The 17844-nt window shown below is 41.8% G+C and carries 12 protein-coding genes and 1 pseudogene; 4 read left to right on the top strand and 9 right to left on the bottom strand.

From position 1 onward, the window contains the following. Positions 1-92 precede the first annotated feature (92 nt). Positions 93-1247 carry an IS110 family RNA-guided transposase gene (locus tag CWC29_RS02145; protein ID WP_128725700.1) on the top strand — a complete coding sequence of 385 codons (1155 nt, stop codon included), beginning with the start codon at positions 93-95 and terminating at the stop codon, positions 1245-1247. A gap of 917 nt (positions 1248-2164) precedes the next feature. After that, complete coding sequence (gene ltrA, locus CWC29_RS02140; protein WP_138522546.1) at positions 2165-3502, top strand: group II intron reverse transcriptase/maturase; 1338 nt, start codon at positions 2165-2167, stop codon at positions 3500-3502. Between the two features lie 88 nt (positions 3503-3590). Here the strand turns inward: ltrA and CWC29_RS02135 are convergent, their stop codons facing one another. The 4 genes and pseudogenes from CWC29_RS02135 to CWC29_RS02120 form a co-directional block, all read right to left on the bottom strand. Then, positions 3591-4382, bottom strand: coding sequence for a hypothetical protein (locus CWC29_RS02135; RefSeq protein ID WP_138524830.1), 792 nt, complete (start codon positions 4380-4382; stop codon positions 3591-3593). A 967-nt stretch (positions 4383-5349) separates the two neighbouring features. Continuing rightward, positions 5350-5643: pseudogene (locus tag CWC29_RS02130) on the bottom strand (ISAs1 family transposase); the annotation flags it as partial. 141 nt (positions 5644-5784) lie between these two features. Next, entirely contained in the window at positions 5785-7311 is a 1527-nt protein-coding gene (locus CWC29_RS02125; RefSeq protein ID WP_138524077.1) for a potassium channel family protein, read from the bottom strand. A 110-nt stretch (positions 7312-7421) separates the two neighbouring features. Continuing rightward, positions 7422-8273, bottom strand: coding sequence for a hypothetical protein (locus CWC29_RS02120; RefSeq protein ID WP_138524075.1), 852 nt, complete (start codon positions 8271-8273; stop codon positions 7422-7424). A 1998-nt stretch (positions 8274-10271) separates the two neighbouring features. On the opposite strand from CWC29_RS02120, the gene CWC29_RS02115 reads away from it, so the two are divergent. After that, on the top strand, positions 10272-11603 hold the full coding sequence (locus tag CWC29_RS02115; RefSeq protein WP_138521975.1) for a tetratricopeptide repeat protein: 1332 nt from the start codon (positions 10272-10274) through the stop codon (positions 11601-11603). Between the two features lie 83 nt (positions 11604-11686). After that, complete coding sequence (efpL, locus tag CWC29_RS02110; RefSeq protein ID WP_010606026.1) at positions 11687-12256, top strand: elongation factor P-like protein EfpL; 570 nt, start codon at positions 11687-11689, stop codon at positions 12254-12256. Between the two features lie 83 nt (positions 12257-12339). On the opposite strand, the gene CWC29_RS02105 is transcribed toward efpL, so the two are convergent. The 5 genes from CWC29_RS02105 to sixA form a co-directional block, all read right to left on the bottom strand. Beyond that, positions 12340-13179: a DNA ligase gene (locus CWC29_RS02105; RefSeq protein WP_138521977.1), complete on the bottom strand. Its 840-nt coding sequence runs from the start codon at positions 13177-13179 to the stop codon at positions 12340-12342. Between the two features lie 167 nt (positions 13180-13346). Next, on the bottom strand, positions 13347-14000 hold the full coding sequence (locus CWC29_RS02100; RefSeq protein WP_128728570.1) for an HAD family hydrolase: 654 nt from the start codon (positions 13998-14000) through the stop codon (positions 13347-13349). Between the two features lie 27 nt (positions 14001-14027). Then, positions 14028-14327 (bottom strand): hypothetical protein, encoded by a 300-nt coding sequence (locus CWC29_RS02095; RefSeq protein WP_010374748.1) that lies wholly within the window; start codon positions 14325-14327, stop codon positions 14028-14030. An 83-nt stretch (positions 14328-14410) separates the two neighbouring features. Then, the gene (locus CWC29_RS02090) at positions 14411-16714 is read right to left on the bottom strand and encodes a TonB-dependent receptor (protein ID WP_128728571.1); all 2304 of its coding nucleotides are present in this window, start codon (positions 16712-16714) and stop codon (positions 14411-14413) included. Positions 16715-17268: 554 nt separating this feature from the next. Then, entirely contained in the window at positions 17269-17730 is a 462-nt protein-coding gene (gene sixA / locus CWC29_RS02085; protein ID WP_128728572.1) for a phosphohistidine phosphatase SixA, read from the bottom strand. Between the last annotated feature and the right edge of the window lie 114 nt (positions 17731-17844).

The following is a 17844-nucleotide window of genomic DNA, read 5'->3' as shown; positions in this document are numbered from 1 at the left end:
CTCCCACACGGTGCTAGCCTCCGCATTTCGTGGGTTAGCTTAAAGCCAGAGCCATAATTAGTTTGTCAAATAACTAAATAGCAGAGGCTAGCATGACTAAACATAACATACTTTTCATTGGCTTAGATACTCATAAAGAGTTCATTGAAGTTGCCTATATTGAAGACAATCGAGGTGCACAACCCATTCATTTCGGTCGTATTTATTCATCTAAAGTCACTATTAAAAAGCTTATCAGACAATTTGAATCTAAATACCCTAACACTACGCTCCATTTCGTTTATGAGGCTGGCCCCTGCGGTTACTGGATTTATCGGTTAATCACTAGTCTTGGTCATTGCTGCTATGTGGTTGCCCCTTCTCTCATTCCTAAAAAACCTGGCGAGCGTGTAAAAACTGACAAACGTGATGCACTTAAACTAGCTAAATTACTTAAGTCTGAAGACTTAACCCCTATTTATGTACCTGAGCCGGAAGATGAAGCTATTCGTGATTTATCTCGTGCTCGAGAAGTTGCGATGAAAGATTTAAAAGATGCAAAGTACCAGCTAAAAGCAATGCTTCTTCGCAACAACATTAACTATGCTGGCACAGCAAACTGGTCTCTCAAACACTTACGTTGGCTCACAGAGCTGGTATTGCCACATCCTGCACAACAAATCGTTTTACAAGAGTTTATTCAAACCATAAACGAGCGAACTGCACGATTGGAGCGACTCGACAATGAGCTCTCTCATCATGTTTATCAATGGCGTTACTACCCTGTAGTTAAAGCAATCCAAGCTATGCGCGGCGTTCGCTTACTCGTGGCCGCTGGTATTGTCTCTGAGCTTGGTGATTTAACCCGCTTCGACCATCCGCGAAAACTCATGAGTTATCTTGGGCTCGTTCCGAGTGAACACTCGAGTGGTGGTAAAAGGCATATTGGCGCAATTACTAAATGTGGCAATGGTCGTGCAAGGCGCTTATTAGTCGAAGGTGCTCACAGTTACCGTCATGCAGCCAACATATCGACTGAGTTACAAAAACGACAAGAAGGCTTACCAAAGCAACTTATTGATATTGCATGGAAAGCACAATTAAGGCTCTGTAAACGTTATAAAAAGCTTATAAATAAAGGCAAGCATTACAACCTCGTTGTCACCGCCATTGCCCGTGAAATGATTGCTTATATCTGGGCAATCGCAAAACAGGTTGTGCTCTCACCGGTAAATCCCAAATTAAGATTATCCAGAGTACCAGCTTAAAATGAACGAATTAGAGTTAATGTATTGGGTCAAGCATCGGGTGTGGCACAACCACCGACGGCGTTAGGATGGCAATGCAGCTAACGCAGCATTGAACCACGAACATAGACTGAAAACAGGTGCCACGTCGAGTTAAGTAAGGTCTGCTCTGCTCATGAAAATGAGTAACCAACGAATACCAGCAAGAAAACCGACGAAATTACTTGCTTCATCCTATGCATTAACTCTCTCTAATTCGAGTTAAGAAATTATGGCTTAAAGTTAGGCAAGGATCAGTGTGTTTAACTTGACAGTGGGAGTCATACCAACGTTCGCATTTGCGGCTGGTTTGGAGCGCAGCGGAAAACCAGTCCGGCAACATGCGTTTGTGTACGCCCGACATGGGCATTAACTAATGAGGTGAAAGTCCTCTGTAGGAAGATCACCGTTTAAATAACTGATTGTTATTAAAAGATAACTACTAGCGAATGGCAAGTGCAAATCCGCGAGGGTTTGTATGGAGGAAGCCGCTAGCAAAATTGCGAGCTGATGAACAAAAACATCATACTAGGCGTAGGCTGAAGACGAGTTAGCACAAGATAACGAAGTCACGTGATCTAACGGCCACCGTAAATGATGCAGTTGTGCAATGAAAGTTAATGTTCTTATTCGGGGAGAGCTGGATGACATGCGGCCTGCGCTATCGCTGCGGAAAATACCAGTAAGTGGCTGGTCAATCAACCCCTTGGCGTTGCTATTTGGTTGCGAAATAGTCTACGAGCGAAACCACTGCAACACCCACCGATACGCACGCAGCGCAATTTAGAGCAATTTATTTTGTGATTATCCAGCAGTCAGCAGACGGCATAGTAGCCAAACACCCATCGTAATGGATGAGACACGGTGAAGGCCTGAACATTTAACCGAAGGAATACTTCATGTCTTACTTACATAACTATACGCCACAGCCCTGTGGTTCTGATATGCAGCGTAATGCAGTGCAATCAACCTTCAACTTTGATTTATTCGGACACGTTTTATCAAACGATAACCTTCAACGCGCATGGAAGCAGGTTAAAGCCAACAAAGGCGCAGCGGGTGTGGATGGTATGAAAATAGCCCAATTTATCGACTGGGCAAAACAACACTGGCAACAGTGCAAAGCTCAACTCGAAAATGGGACTTATCGTCCTCAGCCGGTCAAACGCGTTGAAATTGATAAACCCGATGGTGGAAAGCGGCAACTCGGAATACCCACCGTGGTCGACCGAGTTATCCAGCAAGCCATTACTCAGGTTTTATCGCCCATCATTGATAACACATTTTCAGATAACAGCTTTGGTTTTCGTCCTAACCGTAACGGCCAACAAGCTGTGAAGCAAGTTCAACAAATCATTAAATCTAAACGCAATATTGCGGTAGATGTCGATTTGTCAAAGTTCTTTGACCGAGTCAATCACGACTTATTGATGCGAAATTTATCACGTCATGTCAAAGATAAACGCTTGATCAAACTCATTGGCCGTTATCTCAGAGCTGGAATTGATGACAATGGCACGCTAATTCCGAGTTTAGAAGGAGTACCGCAAGGCGGCCCTCTTTCTCCTTTATTATCCAACATTATGTTGGATGATTTAGACAAAGAATTGGAGCAACGAGGTCACCAATTTGCCCGTTACGCTGATGATTTTATAATCTTAATAAAATCAAAACGTGCGGGCGAACGTGTACTTGCCAGCGTTACTCGGTTCCTTGAAACTAAACTCAAATTGCTTGTTAACACGGATAAAAGTCAGGTGGTTAAAACCACACAAAGTAAATTCTTAGGGTTTACCTTTAAACGTGGTGCAATCAAATGGCATGACAAAACCCTGCATAAATTTAAGCGACAGGTACGCATTCTAACTAACCGTAATTGGGGCGTGAGCATGCAATATCAGTTGTTTAAATTAAGCCAATATCTAAGCGGATGGATCAATTATTTTGGTATTGCAAACGCATACCAGCAATGTGTTGACCTAGACCACTGGATAAGGCGCAGGATCAGGATGTGCTACTGGCGACAATGGCGAAAACCGAGAACTAAAGTGAGAAACCTGATGAAGCGTGGAGTTCATGTGCAAGCAGCCGTTGCCTGTGGCATCACAAGTAAAGGGCCTTGGCGCAGTTCCAAAACACCCGGTATTCAACAGGCTTTAAGCTTAAATTATCTGAAAAACGAGGGACTATATTCACTCAGAGACGGATGGATAAAAGTGCATTACCCAAACGGGTAATCTGTTAGATGAAACGCCCTGTGCGGACCCGCATGCAGGGTGTTGTGGGGGCTGAGGGCTAGATACCCTCGGCTACCCGATTAAGTTTTTACTCATCGCACAGAATATAACTTAGAAAATCTATTCCAAGCTGTGTTGGTAGTGTTACATATTTGAAGCTAGACTCCTTGTCAAGTCTATGGAGCTTTGCTGGTTTAAACGATAAAAGTTGCCCCCACTCAGAAGTGCCAACAACAGATACCTCATTATTGGGTAGTTCCTGTAATTGCTGCACTCTAAATGTACGGAGCAACTTTTTTGACTCTAAGTCTGACACCAGTTGGTAAATCAAATCTGCCCTACCTTTAAATTCATCAAATTCACCTAGCAATACCCTAGAAAACTCTAACCAAGTTGAATGGCTTGATTCTCTTGTTATTGGTGACCAGCAAAAACCCATGGCTGTGGATTCAAGAATCTTTATATGAGGAACAGTAAATTCATCTAATAACCTTAAAAATATAAATTGCAGATCATCAGACAGATCTTCATTCCGAGCACTATTCAACAAAGCTGTTTTTAACGAATTGATTTTCTCTTTTTGATGGTTTTTTATAGCTATTTGGCTTGTATGAAGCAGAATACTGATGAATTGTTCATTATCAACCAAGTCATCTATATTAAGTCTGAATTTGTTTTGGAGGTCATTCACAACTCTTGTAATCTCAAGCATCCATTCCCTTTTTCGCTTTTCTAAAGGGGGTTCAACTAATGCATTAAACACCTCTAAAACTGTACCACTGAGAACTGGCGACATTCCAATTATGGCTCTTGTGACTCTATGAGCTTTATCGCCACTAGACTCAACTGCGGGATCAATTCCATCTGTTTTTATAGACATTGCACCATACCTATTTAAAAACTTAACATTTTAGTATTTATGCGACACGCCATTTGTGTTGCATAATCGCTTGTTGGGCTGAGCAGCTACCCGCTCGATGTATCAGAGTTAGTGTTGTTTATGCTATGGCTTACTTAGAAAAAATAGGCTTTTTGGAGGCTCTCACTTTCCTAGCTAGTGTATTCAGTTTAGCTAGTGTTATGTAAGCTTTCCCTGCATTGCTCAGCGCTTATTATGTATTCATTACACCTAAATTTACCTTAATAAGCAATTATATTTTTTTAGCGTACAGAGGCCGCTAGCCTGAGCAATTAAGCATGTTAAGTACTTGGTTTTACACAGCTGTCCTAATCAAGTATACCCTCCTTGGCTAATATCAAAGCGCATCCATGCGCTCCTCGTTCATTCTTTTTAAACGACGAAAAAGAACGAACCAAGAAAACGTCGCCCCAGCATCACACCCAATCCTCAAACCCTAAGCCGATATAGTGCAACCGTCTTGTAAGGCACGTCCTTGTGCCTGACAAGACTTGGCCGACATCCTGTCGGCACATTGCATATCAACTTATGCTTTTCGGGTGTGATGGAGGGGGAATAAGTTGCTTGTGAGATCTTCTACGGCTTTTATGATTAAGTTGCTTACAAGCACCACAAAAACGATCCGAGTGAGCACCTAATTAACAGTCTAAATCGTTTTGTGGGAGGTGGTTTACCCGCCGAGCTGTTATGTTTTTCGGGTGTGGTAAAGGGGGATTAGTATTGACTGCAAGTTCTAGTTTTCCTCTCAAAGCAGCAAATTTGCCTGCAAGCACCAAACAAAACTATCAGCACCGTTTTCCTCCCTCATCACACCCGAAAGTAAATTGCCAATGAGTCATTTCAACGCATGGATGCGTGAAAAGCTGTGACAGGGACAGGGATGTCCCTTACACAGCGGTGACGTTCATATTGGCGATTTACTTGAGGAGTCAGTTTGTCGCTGCTCGTTGACCCAGTTTAACAGAGCTTCCAGCAGTGATTCTGCCACCACAGATTTGAGGATCCGAGCGATGGTATGGCGCTTTGGGATCCCGTTTTTAAATGGCCGATACTGCCGCAACCAATCCTCCTTCGACTCGCCATAGAGCTGGATATCTTGCCAACCTTCAGCACCTGCCATGATGGCACTAATAACAAGGAAAATGACATCAACTAAGTCGTGTTTTTTGTTAATATCAGAGCAAGTTTCTTCTACAACTGTAAGGTGTTCAATCTGGTTCATTGGTTGCGCCTAGCAATGGGATTGGTGCTATTTGATCATAAACTAGCTAAAAGTGCGATCCCGCCTTGGCGAGTACACAATTTTTAGTCCACGTTGATTTGTTTGTTAGCCGTTGTAGCTAGTCAAGTACGAAAGCTGTCATTAGTATCTGTTTTTATTAGAAAATCCAGCGATCAGTAAGCCTATAGTCAAAGCACCAATCAAAGCTTCAGAACCAGCCAAAACTTTCAAAACTTCCGTATTAGGAGTTATGTCGCCATATCCAAGAGTGCTAAATGTAACGACTGAATAGTAAAAACTATCAAAAAGACTCAAATCATAACTATTACCATCTTTATCAACCCAGTCTACTGAATTATAAACACCCGCATATAAAGATATAACAAATACCGCAAAGAGCATTATCCTTAGAGGTCTCTCACCGTATCCCCAAACCATATTATTAACCATAGAAACAAGCCACTTAAACCGATACTTTAACAAGGATAATAGTGACTTAGGTCTTATATATTTTTTTAATTTTGAGGCTAGGGCTTTATTGATTAAAGAAGGAAGACCTGATAAATCAGACCAGCCACTAGTGTACAAATCCAATACTTTACTAATTCTTCCATCAAAAATAATACCCGTAAAACTCTGACGATCTATGTGATAAGGATGAAAGAAAGACTTTCTTTCAAATGTTTTTTCTTTGAAGTAACACTCGGATGCTTCTTTCGTTAGGCCGTTGTTCTGATAGGCTGCTCTAAACATTCTGTAGGTAATAGCTATTTCTGAAGGCTCAACACTTTTACTAGGTTGAAAAGTTACTTCTCTCATCTCTGTATATTTAATAAAAGGTTTAATTCTTGAATCTTTAAAACCAATCTTATAAATATTTGAATTTTCGAAATACAATTCACTTATATTGGTTTTTTCAAAATAAAAATCTTGAAGCTTAGAATCTTTTACGAACAACTTACCAAGCCAGCATTCATGAAAAGTATAAAAGTGTACAGATGCATTTTCGAATGTGAGCTCTCTGAAGGAAGAATAACTTATAGTTTTCCATGTTGAACCATACCCATGCATATCACCTTTTATTATTAGGAAGTCTAAGTCACAAAAGTCAAGGTTTTTACCTCCTATTGACGCGCTACTACCTAAACAGACCTGTCCCAATTTCAAAAGTGTATAATCTCTAAAAAGGTGGGCGTGAGTTACACATCCTGGAACGTTGATCCCAGTGCATGATCCTCGAATAAACTTATCTGAAGTTTGCTTATTAAGTTGGTCCCATATAAAAAAACGCTTTCTTCCTAGTTCTCTTTTAGCCCACTTGAAATAAGGTTCGATTTCACCTAGTATTTCAATATCACTTTGCCGTTTTTGCCACCATTGCTTAGCTTCGTTCTCTGTACCCTCGTAACATTCAATCAAGTCATGCTGAGAATATTCTGTTCTTCGAATAACGACTTTGTTCTTTCCTCTAAAGATGGCTCCTGTTGGCACAATTCGAAGTACCACATCCATACCAAAGGGTAAGCTTTCCAGCCAATCACTAAAACTAGGAAGAAGTTCTTTTAAGTAGCTAAATAGTTTTGGCAAGTCATTATTTGCTCGCCATTCGTTAAATTCATGTGGCGGCATTGACCATAGCTGCTCAGCACTTTTGTTAAAATTCAACATACTTATACACTATAAATTATTATCTAAAACGGCTAACGCCCGATTAACGGGTAAAAAATTGTGGGCTAAAATTGAGCAAAGCGAATAGCCCGCAAGTTTTTTATCCCTGTTTAATTGCTTGTTATGTCACTTGCTAGCGCACGATGAACTCTTTCCATCAAACTACGATAATGTCTATGATTTTCTTTTGACGGGCTTCTCATCATAAATTCTTCTGTTTCCATTAGGAGGTAGTGCAAACGTTCATTTCGCTCACCCTCTGGCATTCGTTTGTTATTTACAATGTTCGTAAGTTCATTTGATATACGCTCGTATTCAATCATCTCAATTGAAGATTTACTGCCAACCCCACGAATAGCCATATTCTCGACTAGACTCTTCATTTGTCTCATTTCGGCATGCATCACATCTAGAGATAGCAGTTCTCTGTTGTGTTCAATATCTGGCAATTGAGCAGGTGAATTTAGTGCCAAAAGTTTAACGATAGAGTTTACATTACCTTGCTTTCCGTCAGCTTCAAACGTAGCTTCAATTGAGTCTTTTAGTTCTTTTTGAATAGATAATACATCGTGATACTTCATTTCTTTGCAGTATTCGAGGTATCGAAGTGGAGCAATATCGAATATTTTGGGGGTACCTTTCTCTTGAATTAACACAACTGGTTTGTCAAAAGCCTGCCTAATTCCTAGTTCAAAAAGTACATTTGGGTTCCTATTACTTAGATCACAAATTGCAATTGGAGCTTCAATAAGCTGTTTTAAGATATCAAGATGAATCAAGTTGGTTTGTTTGACTTCATCCGCACGTACTGGCTTGAATCCAGCCATATCACAAGCAGGCGAAATTATATTGTCATACACATGCTTAAAATGCCCGTTAGGATAACCCTCGGCATCGGCTATTGGCATAATGATAAAGCACTCTTTATTATCTTTTACTACTTTAGGCTTTGGATTCGCCATGAATACTCCTTGTGACATAACACTTTAGCATTTATGCGACACGCAGTTTGTGTTGCATAATCGCTTGTTGGACTGAGCTGCTACCTGCTCGGTGTGACAGAGTTGGTGTTGTTTATGCTATGGGAATTTGCTTTTTAGAGACATTAGCCAAATCATTTGGTTTGAACAGCTAATCTATTATTAATTAAGCTTTCCCTGCAGCGCTCATTATGTATTCATTACACCTAAATTTGCCTTAATAATCAATTATATTTTTTAGCGTACGGAGGCCGCTAGCCTGAGCAATTAAGCAGGTTAACTAATTGATTTTACACATCAGTCCTAATCAAGCATCCCCTCCTTGGTTAATATCAAAGCGCATCCCTGCGCTTCTCGTTCATTCTTTTGAAACGACGAAAAAGAACGAACCAAGAAAACGTCGCCCCAGCATCACACTCAATCCTCAAATCCTAAGCCGATATAGTGCAACCGTCTTGTAAGGCACGTCCTTGTGCCTGACAAGACTTGGCCGACATCCTGTCGGCACATTGCATATCAACTTATGCTTTGCGGGTGTGATGGAGGGGGAATAAGTTGCTTTCAAGATCTTTTGAACCACAACACTTCTACTGCTTTTATGATTAAGTTGCTTACAAGCACCACAAAAGCGATCCGAGTGAGCGCCTAATTAACAGTCTAAATCGTTTTGTGGGAGGTGGTTTACCCGCCGAGCAGTTATGTTTTTCTGGTGTGATATTGACCGTGCGTTCTGATCTTCCTCTTAAAAGCAGCAAATTTGCCAGCAAGCACCAAAAAAGCTCTCAGCACCGTTTTCCTCCCTCATCACACCCGAAAGTAAATTGCCAATGCGTCATTTCAACGCATGGATGCGTGAAAAGCTGTGACAGGGACAGGGATGTCCCTTACACAGCGGTGACGTTCATATTGGCAATATGCTTGAGGAGTCAGTGTGATGTTGGGAGTGCCCTTTCTTTTGCATACTTGTTCTTTGGGCAAGCAAAGAAAAGGTAGTCGTAGCCCATGGATGGGCGTCGAAATCGGTCAGGAGGACGAGCTGGCTTTACGACACATTTCGAGTTATCAGCCGTTAGTAACATAAACCTCCATGTTTAATATCAAAGCGCATCCATGCGCTCCTCGTTCATTCTTTCTAAACGACGAAAAAGAACGAACCAAGAAAACGTCGCCCCAACATCACACTCAATCCTCAAATCCTAAGCCGATATAGTGCAACCGTCTTGTAAGGCACGTCCGTGTGCCAGACAAGACTTGGCCGACATCCTGTCGGCACATTGCATATCAACTGATGCTTTGCGGGTGTGATGAGGGGGAATAAGTTGCTTGTGAGATCTTCTACGATTTTGACGATAAAGCTGTTTGCAAGGGTTGCAAAAACTATCAGCATAGCCTCCTAATTAGCAGTGCATATAGTTTTGTGGGAGGTGGTTCACCCGCCGAGCTGTTATGTTTTTCGGGTGTGGTAAAGGGGGATTAGTATTGACTGCAAGTTCTAGTTTTCCTCTCAAAGCAGCAAATTTGCCTGCAAGCACCAAACAAAACTATCAGCACCGTTTTCCTCCCTCATCACACCCGAAAGTAAATTACCAATGAGTCATTTCAACGCATGGATGCGTGAAAAGCTGTGACAGGGATGTCCCTTACACAGCGGTGACGTTCATATTGGCAATTTACTTGAGGAGTCAGTGTGATGTTGGGAGTGCCCTTTCTTTTGCATACTTGTTCTTTGGGCATCAAAGAAAAGTATGTCGTAGCCCATGGATGGGCGTCGAAACCTGTCAGGAGGACAACAAACCAACACAGCGAGATTCAATACCTCCCAAAACAAAATCGTAACAATTCAGTGATGTAGATTTCGCCAGAACTATGTATTATAAGCCTGTTAAAAGCTTAGGAACGGGTGCGCCTGTAATTGAAGCGAATGGATACTAAAATCAATAACTGTGCTTATGGAACTTTTTGCGCGAATGGAATGATATTATGATCAAGAAAACCGCCATCATCATTGCAATATTGGCAGCTATCAGCGGCTGTAAATCGCTGGTTTATAAAGGCAATAAACTTTACGAAGCGGGTATGTACCGCCAAGCTGCTGAATATTATTCACAAGCACTCGCGAAAGACCCCGAGGATCTTGAAGCAAAGCAAGGCTTAACACTGGCGCGAGACAAGCTTATAGATAAAGGTCTTATCGATGTGCGTATGCTTCGCTTAGCAAATAACTACACGGCAGCAGCGACCAGACTTGAGGAAATCGTAAAAAACCAAGCACAATGGCAGATGAAACCGAATGGTGCAATGGCAAATACCCAAAGAGAAGAGCTTGATTACGCGAGGCAATGGTTACTCGACGAAGCCCGCTCGCTCTCAAACACCCCCTACCCCGACAAGTTTAAGCTTTTTGAACATAACTATCGCCACCTGATCAGCAATGCGCAATTAGCAAGCGCCATGAGCATCCACTACGACACGCTAAGAACGCAAGCGCAGAAAAAGTGTGATGAACTTGCAGGACAAGTCAGCGGACAACGCTTCTATTTAAAAAGTTTCACCGAAAAATACTGTTTAGCGTGGCAAACTCCAAAACGTTTACGTGTAGATAACCAAGATAAAAGTCGTTATTTTGCGATGAACATACGAGATCGTGTCGATATTGGCTTGCGCTTTGGCAACTCAATCAAAGGACAATACAACGCATTTATTTCAAACCTAAATACGGCATTTAATAACAGCCTCTGGTTTGATAGTAATGGTAGCCAACAGCTTTCATTAGAGCTATACGCAGATGCGGACTATTACCGTACCAGTAACCAATATATTCAGCGTAAGCATTATCAACAGAAAGTTGAACGACCTGATCCAAATAACTTAGATAACACGCATACCGCAGAAGTCACAAGAGAGTTCACGTATCCCGTGACCATCTACGATGAAAAATTTGATATCAATGTCAATTATGAGGCGAGTTTAGCCCATCGTTATATCAAAGGCAGTGCAAGCGATAGTAAGCATAACAAAACCCGCGCACATCAGGCTGATTTTGAGCAACTTAATATCACACCACTGTCTCCAGACTTTCTTAACCTTTCACAGGTAACAGAAAAGACATTTGACGAATTACTAAAAAAATTCTCTCAAGATCTTACGCTAACTTGGAAGCAAAATTACTGTGGACAGGCACTTGGCACCAATAAAGGCGAAAATATCCTGCGCTGTGCCAAGCTTGAGCCCGAGCATGACTATATCAACCGTTGGTTTGACCAGCACTTTGGGATCAAGTACTCAGAAATGACGACTTTATACGGTATTTGAGGCTGAGAGTGAATTTTGAAACTCGCCAAAAAGCCGAAAAATGATTATATTGTGCCAACTTTATTTGTATTAGGAATTAAGCTATGCCAAAGGCAAGTGAAATTAAAAAACATGCCGCGATCGAGTATAACGGCCGCGTAATGATTGTTCGTGATATTGAGCGCTCAGTACCACAAGGTCGCGCTGGTGGTAGCCTATACCGTATGCGTATGTACGATGTAGTAGATAACTCTAAAGTAGATGAGACTTTTAAAGCGGAAGAGATGCTAACACTTGCAGATCTTAACCGTCGCCCTGCAATGCTTTCATATGTAGATGGTGATGAATATGTGTTTATGGATGATGAAGACTACACGCCATACCACCTGAATAAAGAGTCTATTGCTGAGCAATTGTTATTTATCGATGAATCAACGAAAGGTTTATCTATCGTCGTGGTTCAGGGCATGCCAGTTTCTATCGACTTACCTTCAAGCGTAGAGCTTGTGATTGAAGATACTTCTCCTTCAATCAAGGGTGCATCTGCTAGTGCTAGAACAAAGCCTGCAACATTAACGACAGGCCTTGTTGTTCAAGTTCCTGAACATATTTCAAGCGGTGACAAAATTAAGATCAACACCGCTGAATCTAAGTTCATGGGCCGTGCAGAATAAGCCCATTGCGCTTTTGATAGCGAGCCGTAGTGCTCGCTAGCGTATAAAAATCCCCAAGTTTTCTTTGCAGCGGTAGTGCCATTCTATAATTTTGGCCTTACTCTTAAAAATCGCGCGAAACGCGGTTTACCAAACTTAGTATATCCTTGATATCGATAGGTAATTTGACTACCAATCGGTGGTGGTGATGCGCGCTCTTCGTCGCTAAACCCTGTTCCGACTTTAAACTCCTTACCTTGTGCATTCTTCACCAGAAGCGATCCCATCATTCCTTGGTACTTTCCTTTACCGGGTAAATGCTTAATCACGATGGCTTCGTCATCCAAATACGGCTTATATTTTAATACGTTGGTTGTTCTTCCATCTTCGTGCTTAGCATTTTTAGCATGCAAAATGACCCCTTCACCACCTCGTTTTAATACACTATGGTAATAATCGTTTAGCTCCTCAACGGAGCCAAATGATAGCTGCTTGACGGGTTTAATGTGTGATAGCTCAGTATGGCTGAGAAGGCTTAAGTAACGCTCATGACGCTTAGCGAATATTTCTGTAGAATTTGGTGCGTCAAATATATAATAAGTCACTTGACGCCAGTGTTCGTTATTAGGGGCGTGGCGCCTTGCAATCGCACTCACAAAAGCGAAGTTATTGTACCCAGCCCACAACTCGCCATCTAACCAAGTATCAGGTAATCCTTGCGTGAACCAGTCTGGTGCCTTAATTAAGTGACCGCCACGCGTACGCAGTTGAGAGCCATCCCAAATGGCCCTCACACCATCGAACTTTTCACTAACAAGATAATTAGAAATATCTTCGTTGCCTTGATATACCGAAGCAAGCTGGATTTTTGTGTCGGTTTCATTTCCATAAAGGAGATTGGAAAAACCTAATAATAGACAGAATAAGAATGGTAAATATCGCATAGCATAATCCTTTGCAGTGGATATTTAATACCAGCGACTAGGTGCATTGTTTACGTTCACTGATATTAAAAATTAATAAATTTCATGCTTAAAGATTACACAACAATCGAAGTTTGTAAAATCAAACAAGCTTTGACTAAAAGGCCCCCTCTTTATAGCAATCCGTATTAGCTTTCAGGACAAAGCCAGTCAAAAACCGCTTCGAGATCGGTAAATGAATGATCAGCAAGACTTAAATCTTGCTTAGCTGAGTGCATGTTTGGTACAACAACCGTGGTTAACCCAGCTTCTTTGGCTGAAGTTAACCCTGTGTAGGTATCTTCTATTGCCACAGCTTCATGTGGCGCAATTTTTAGCGCAGCGAGCGCTTTGCGATAAGGTTCAGGATGAGGCTTTGGCCGTTCGACATCGTCTTTGCACACTATCGCAGAAAACAGCTCTAGTAGCTGATAGTGTCGTAAAACTGGGAGCGCTTCTGCTCTGCTGCTTCCAGTCACGAGTGCGATCGAACAACGTTTTGAGGTTTGTTCAACAATTTGTTTTGCAAAATGCATTAATCTGGGGAGTACTTCCGCAGCTGTTGCGACAAAGACGATATTTTTTTCATCACATAAATCACGGGCAGAAGGCGCAAGTTGGTGCCTTTCTTTAAGTATATTGGCGGCTTTAAGCGTTGGTACACCCGAAAACTCATCACAAAAATCATGCTCCGTATAAGTAACTTGATACGGGGCTAACACCTTCATCCAACTTTGGTAATGGAGTGCTTCTGAATCAACTAATGTACCGTCAAAATCAAATAAAACTGCCTGAAAACGCATTTACACTCCTTAATTTGGTTGTATTAATTAACCGTTGATCCCTGCTGGTGGCTCAGCAGTAGCTTCTTCACCGCTATCAACTTCAACTAATGTATAGCCCCGTGGCTGTCTAATTACTTTTAGAATTGGCTTATCGAAAGCTGACTTCAGTCTATCTGCATCCGCTTGCAACTCTTCCATCGAACGACCAAAGGGTGCAGCACCCGTTTCAGACCAGTTCGTTACCTTGCCATTTAAGTTATATTCCACTTCATGGATTTGATATAAAGCCGCTTCATCTTTTGTCGCTTCACAATATATCACCCGATAATTCCAAAAACCTGACATATCCACTCCTAACATAAAAATTTCATTAAAAAGCCCGCTTAACGCGGGCTTTAGTTACTCTATTATAATCACTGTAGCGTGAATTAGAAGAATTTCACTTTGAATTCAGCACCAATGAAGCGCGCTTCATTTAGCATACCCGTGTTGTTATTGAAGTCTACACCACCGATAACCACTTGCTCATCAAATAGGTTACGAACAAAGGCTGACACTTCATATTCGTTATCGCCTTCAGACCACATATAACCAGCACGCAGGCCTGTTTCAAACAACGCTTCACCTTCAAACTCTACTGATTTGTATAAGAAGAAGTCTACTTCACTACGATAAGACATATCACCATAGACGAAGAACTCGCCATCTTCTAACTCTTTCGTGTAGCGAAGTGTTGCGTTTGCAATCCACTCAGGAGCGTGAGGTAAGCTGTTACCATCCAAAATTGCTCGCGCCTCAGGGCCATTAGTACCTTCAACCATATAAGTTGGATCAGTCACTGTACACTGCGCACAAACCGCTACAGCTAAGTTTTTATCTTCCAACTCGGTTTTGTTATAGCTCAGATTAAATGTTGCATTTAGCTCGTCTGTTAACACCCACTCGGTATCGAGTTCGAAGCCATAACCAGTTGTTTTATCAGTATTCACTAAGCGGTTGAAATTCGAACCACCACCTACAGCCGTTAGCTGTTGGTCATCCATTTGATAGTAAAATACCGTCGCGTTTACGCGGCCTTGGCCATCAAGTACATCAGATTTAATGCCCGCTTCGATTGAGTTGGTCGTTTCTGACTTAGCAACAGTCACTTCATCACCAAACAAAATACGACCTTGAACACTTGGTGCACGGAAACCGTTAGCAACGCGACCAAACAAGTTTACATCATCAGTTAGCTTGTAAGTGGCACTTAAATCCCAGCTTACGTGGCTATCGCTTGGGTTAGCGGTATCGTCAAGTACATCTGGAGAACCGTTCCAAGGTGTTGGGTTCTTAGTACGCTTGGCGTAAAACTCTTTCTCGTCGTCAGAATAACGCAAGCCAGCTGTTACTTTTAAATCATCAGATACGGTGTAATCAAAAGAACCAAATACTGCCCATGCTGATGTGTCTTGATCTTGGTAAGCATAACCATTTTGCACGCCATACTGTGCATATGCAGAATCATAACCATTAGTATTGAAGCTATAGCTTTCAATCATTAGGTCTTCTTCAAATAAGAAGACACCAACTTGGTAGTTGTAATCGCCAGAAAAGTTGCTTGATAAGCGCAGCTCTTGCGTGTACTGATTATGCTCAGGAATAACATCCGCAGTTTCTGAAGTAAATATGATCAAACCAGGGCCTGAAACACCTGCATCATTTGGACCGTAACCACCATCAACGTCTGCGCGTGAGTAGATTTCAGCACTTTCCCAAGCAGTGATTGACGTCACGGTATGCTCAGGTAAGTCCCACTCAAGTTTTAGGCTCAAACCTTGAGTTTCAACCTGTTGCGTCGAACGAGAGGCTGCATCATGGTATACCACATCGTTATCATACAATGGGTTAATGTTATTTGTGCCTTTCTCGATCAGATTTGCGCGAAATGCAATTGGGCGACCATCTAAATCACGGTAGTGGTAATTCAATAAGCCGTTGAAGTCATCGCCTTCATATAAGAATTGAACACGAACGGCTTGCTCGCTGTAACCGCCTAACGAATCTTTTTTCTCAAAACCTGGCGCTTTTACATCGATATAATCTTCTTGTTCCTGCCACAAGGCAGAAATACGTGTTGAGATACGGTCGGTTACTGAGCCGCCTACCGCACCTTCAAAGTCCACTGCACCACGGCTACCATAAGAAACAGCAGCATAGCCATCAAATTCTTGACTTGGTCTAACAGTGTCAAATTTAACAAGACCTGCAGGTGTATTACGGCCAAATAGCGTGCCCTGAGGACCACGTAATACTTCAATACGTGCAATATCGAATACAGGGAAGCCTTTTAGAATTGGGTTTTCTTGAACCACTTCATCAACAACCAAAGATACAGGTTGTGACGCATTTAGATCGAAATCTGTGTTACCTAAACCACGTACGTAAAAACGTGGGAAAGTACGACCAAACGAAGATTCTACCGATAGACTTGGGATCTTCGCGTTCATAAAGCGAATGTCCATACCCGCTGAGCTATAAGCATTCAAGTTATCACCTTGAAGTGCAGAAACAGATACAGGTACTTCCTGCGCGTTTTCAACACGTTTACGAGCGGTGATTTGAATAACTTCCAATTGATTTTTTTTGGCTTGCTCTTCCTCAGCAAGTGAAGAAAATGAAGTACCTGCCACAGCAGAGAACAACGTAGCATTTATTAGGGTAGCTAACGTAGATCTTTTCATTGCTTTCATGTTGGTTTTCGACCTTTTAGTGCACTCTTTGTTCAACGGTTTAAAATTTGGGCGCCGTTTCACTAGGCGTGAACGTTCAATTTTTCGCGATTAAAATGTAAAAACGCGGACCTTACAGTCGAGAGTGCGATACAACTTTGTAAGGCTGAACGAGACGGCGGTAATTATAGCAGGTAAATTCTACTTTGCTTTATAAACCGAACTAAAAAATCAATTTTTTTGTAACTTTTAGCGACGTTAGCTGACAGTTTACGACATTTAGCAACAAAAAACACAAAAAAGCGGACAATTGTCCTTTAAACTTATGGCTATATAAGTTCCAAAAAACCAAATTTACCGATAACAGAACCATAACACAGTGGTCGAAACTGTGCTGGTTATCTGAACAATACGATTTGCGCCCAAACAAATGTACTGACTGTTCCGGTAATCATGATTGCGGTGCCAAGGCTATGACACCGGTGTAATGATAAAGTTCAAACAAAATTAAAAAGAGGACATTAGACCGATTAAAGGTAAGTTTTAGCCTTTCTACATTAAAATATGAGAAAAATTTAAGGTAATTGCATCGAAGTAAATTCCGCTCGGCCTGTTTGCTCATTGTACTCAATGATAGCGACAGCTGCGGTTGAAAAAATAGGCATAGTATCGGGACATAAGCGGTCAACTAGATAACTTACGACAGGCATATGTGCCACTAAAATCCAGGTTTGGTGTTCAGGATGCAAAGAAATAAGCGTTTCTAAATAATCAATGGCTGTGTGTGCTGAGCCACTCGGCACGATATCTGCGCAGGTTTCAACCAATTGGGGAGCTTGTACAGCAAGCACTTGCTCGGCCGTTTGCTGCGCTCTGGTAAACGGACTTATTAATGCCGCATCTATCTCAAAGTACTGTTTCAACCATTGACCCATATCCTTGGCTTGTTGTAACCCCAGCTCAGTTAAGTTTCTACTCGCATCATCGGCCTGCATTGGCTCAGCTTCACCATGACGCATTATCAAGATAGTCTTCATACTGTTCAGCACCTTCTGTTTATATCACCCAGCATATATTTATCTCATGAACAATGAGATCCGCATTTAAGCTATTGTCGCTAATGGCCTTTCCCTTTTATGCCGCTCACAACA

Source organism: Pseudoalteromonas galatheae, from assembly GCF_005886105.2.
Taxonomy (GTDB): Bacteria; Pseudomonadota; Gammaproteobacteria; order Enterobacterales; family Alteromonadaceae; genus Pseudoalteromonas; species Pseudoalteromonas galatheae.
The sequence above is the reverse complement of the archived record's forward strand: the minus strand, read 5'-3'. Positions and strand labels throughout refer to the sequence as shown.

Bases quoted from the DNA above. Each gene is read 5' to 3' on its own strand.
- sixA (WP_128728572.1), bottom strand. From the start codon at position 17,730: ATGAAGACTATCTTGATAATGCGTCATGGTGAAGCTGAGCCAATGCAG.
- CWC29_RS02120 (WP_138524075.1), bottom strand. From the start codon at position 8,273: ATGGCGAATCCAAAGCCTAAAGTAGTAAAAGATAATAAAGAGTGCTTT.
- CWC29_RS02100 (WP_128728570.1), bottom strand. From the start codon at position 14,000: ATGCGTTTTCAGGCAGTTTTATTTGATTTTGACGGTACATTAGTTGAT.
- CWC29_RS02145 (WP_128725700.1), top strand. From the start codon at position 93: ATGACTAAACATAACATACTTTTCATTGGCTTAGATACTCATAAAGAG.
- CWC29_RS02095 (WP_010374748.1), bottom strand. From the start codon at position 14,327: ATGTCAGGTTTTTGGAATTATCGGGTGATATATTGTGAAGCGACAAAA.
- CWC29_RS02135 (WP_138524830.1), bottom strand. From the start codon at position 4,382: ATGTCTATAAAAACAGATGGAATTGATCCCGCAGTTGAGTCTAGTGGC.
- CWC29_RS02090 (WP_128728571.1), bottom strand. From the start codon at position 16,714: ATGAAAGCAATGAAAAGATCTACGTTAGCTACCCTAATAAATGCTACG.
- efpL (WP_010606026.1), top strand. From the start codon at position 11,687: ATGCCAAAGGCAAGTGAAATTAAAAAACATGCCGCGATCGAGTATAAC.
- CWC29_RS02125 (WP_138524077.1), bottom strand. From the start codon at position 7,311: ATGTTGAATTTTAACAAAAGTGCTGAGCAGCTATGGTCAATGCCGCCA.
- ltrA (WP_138522546.1), top strand. From the start codon at position 2,165: ATGTCTTACTTACATAACTATACGCCACAGCCCTGTGGTTCTGATATG.
- CWC29_RS02115 (WP_138521975.1), top strand. From the start codon at position 10,272: ATGATCAAGAAAACCGCCATCATCATTGCAATATTGGCAGCTATCAGC.
- CWC29_RS02105 (WP_138521977.1), bottom strand. From the start codon at position 13,179: ATGCGATATTTACCATTCTTATTCTGTCTATTATTAGGTTTTTCCAAT.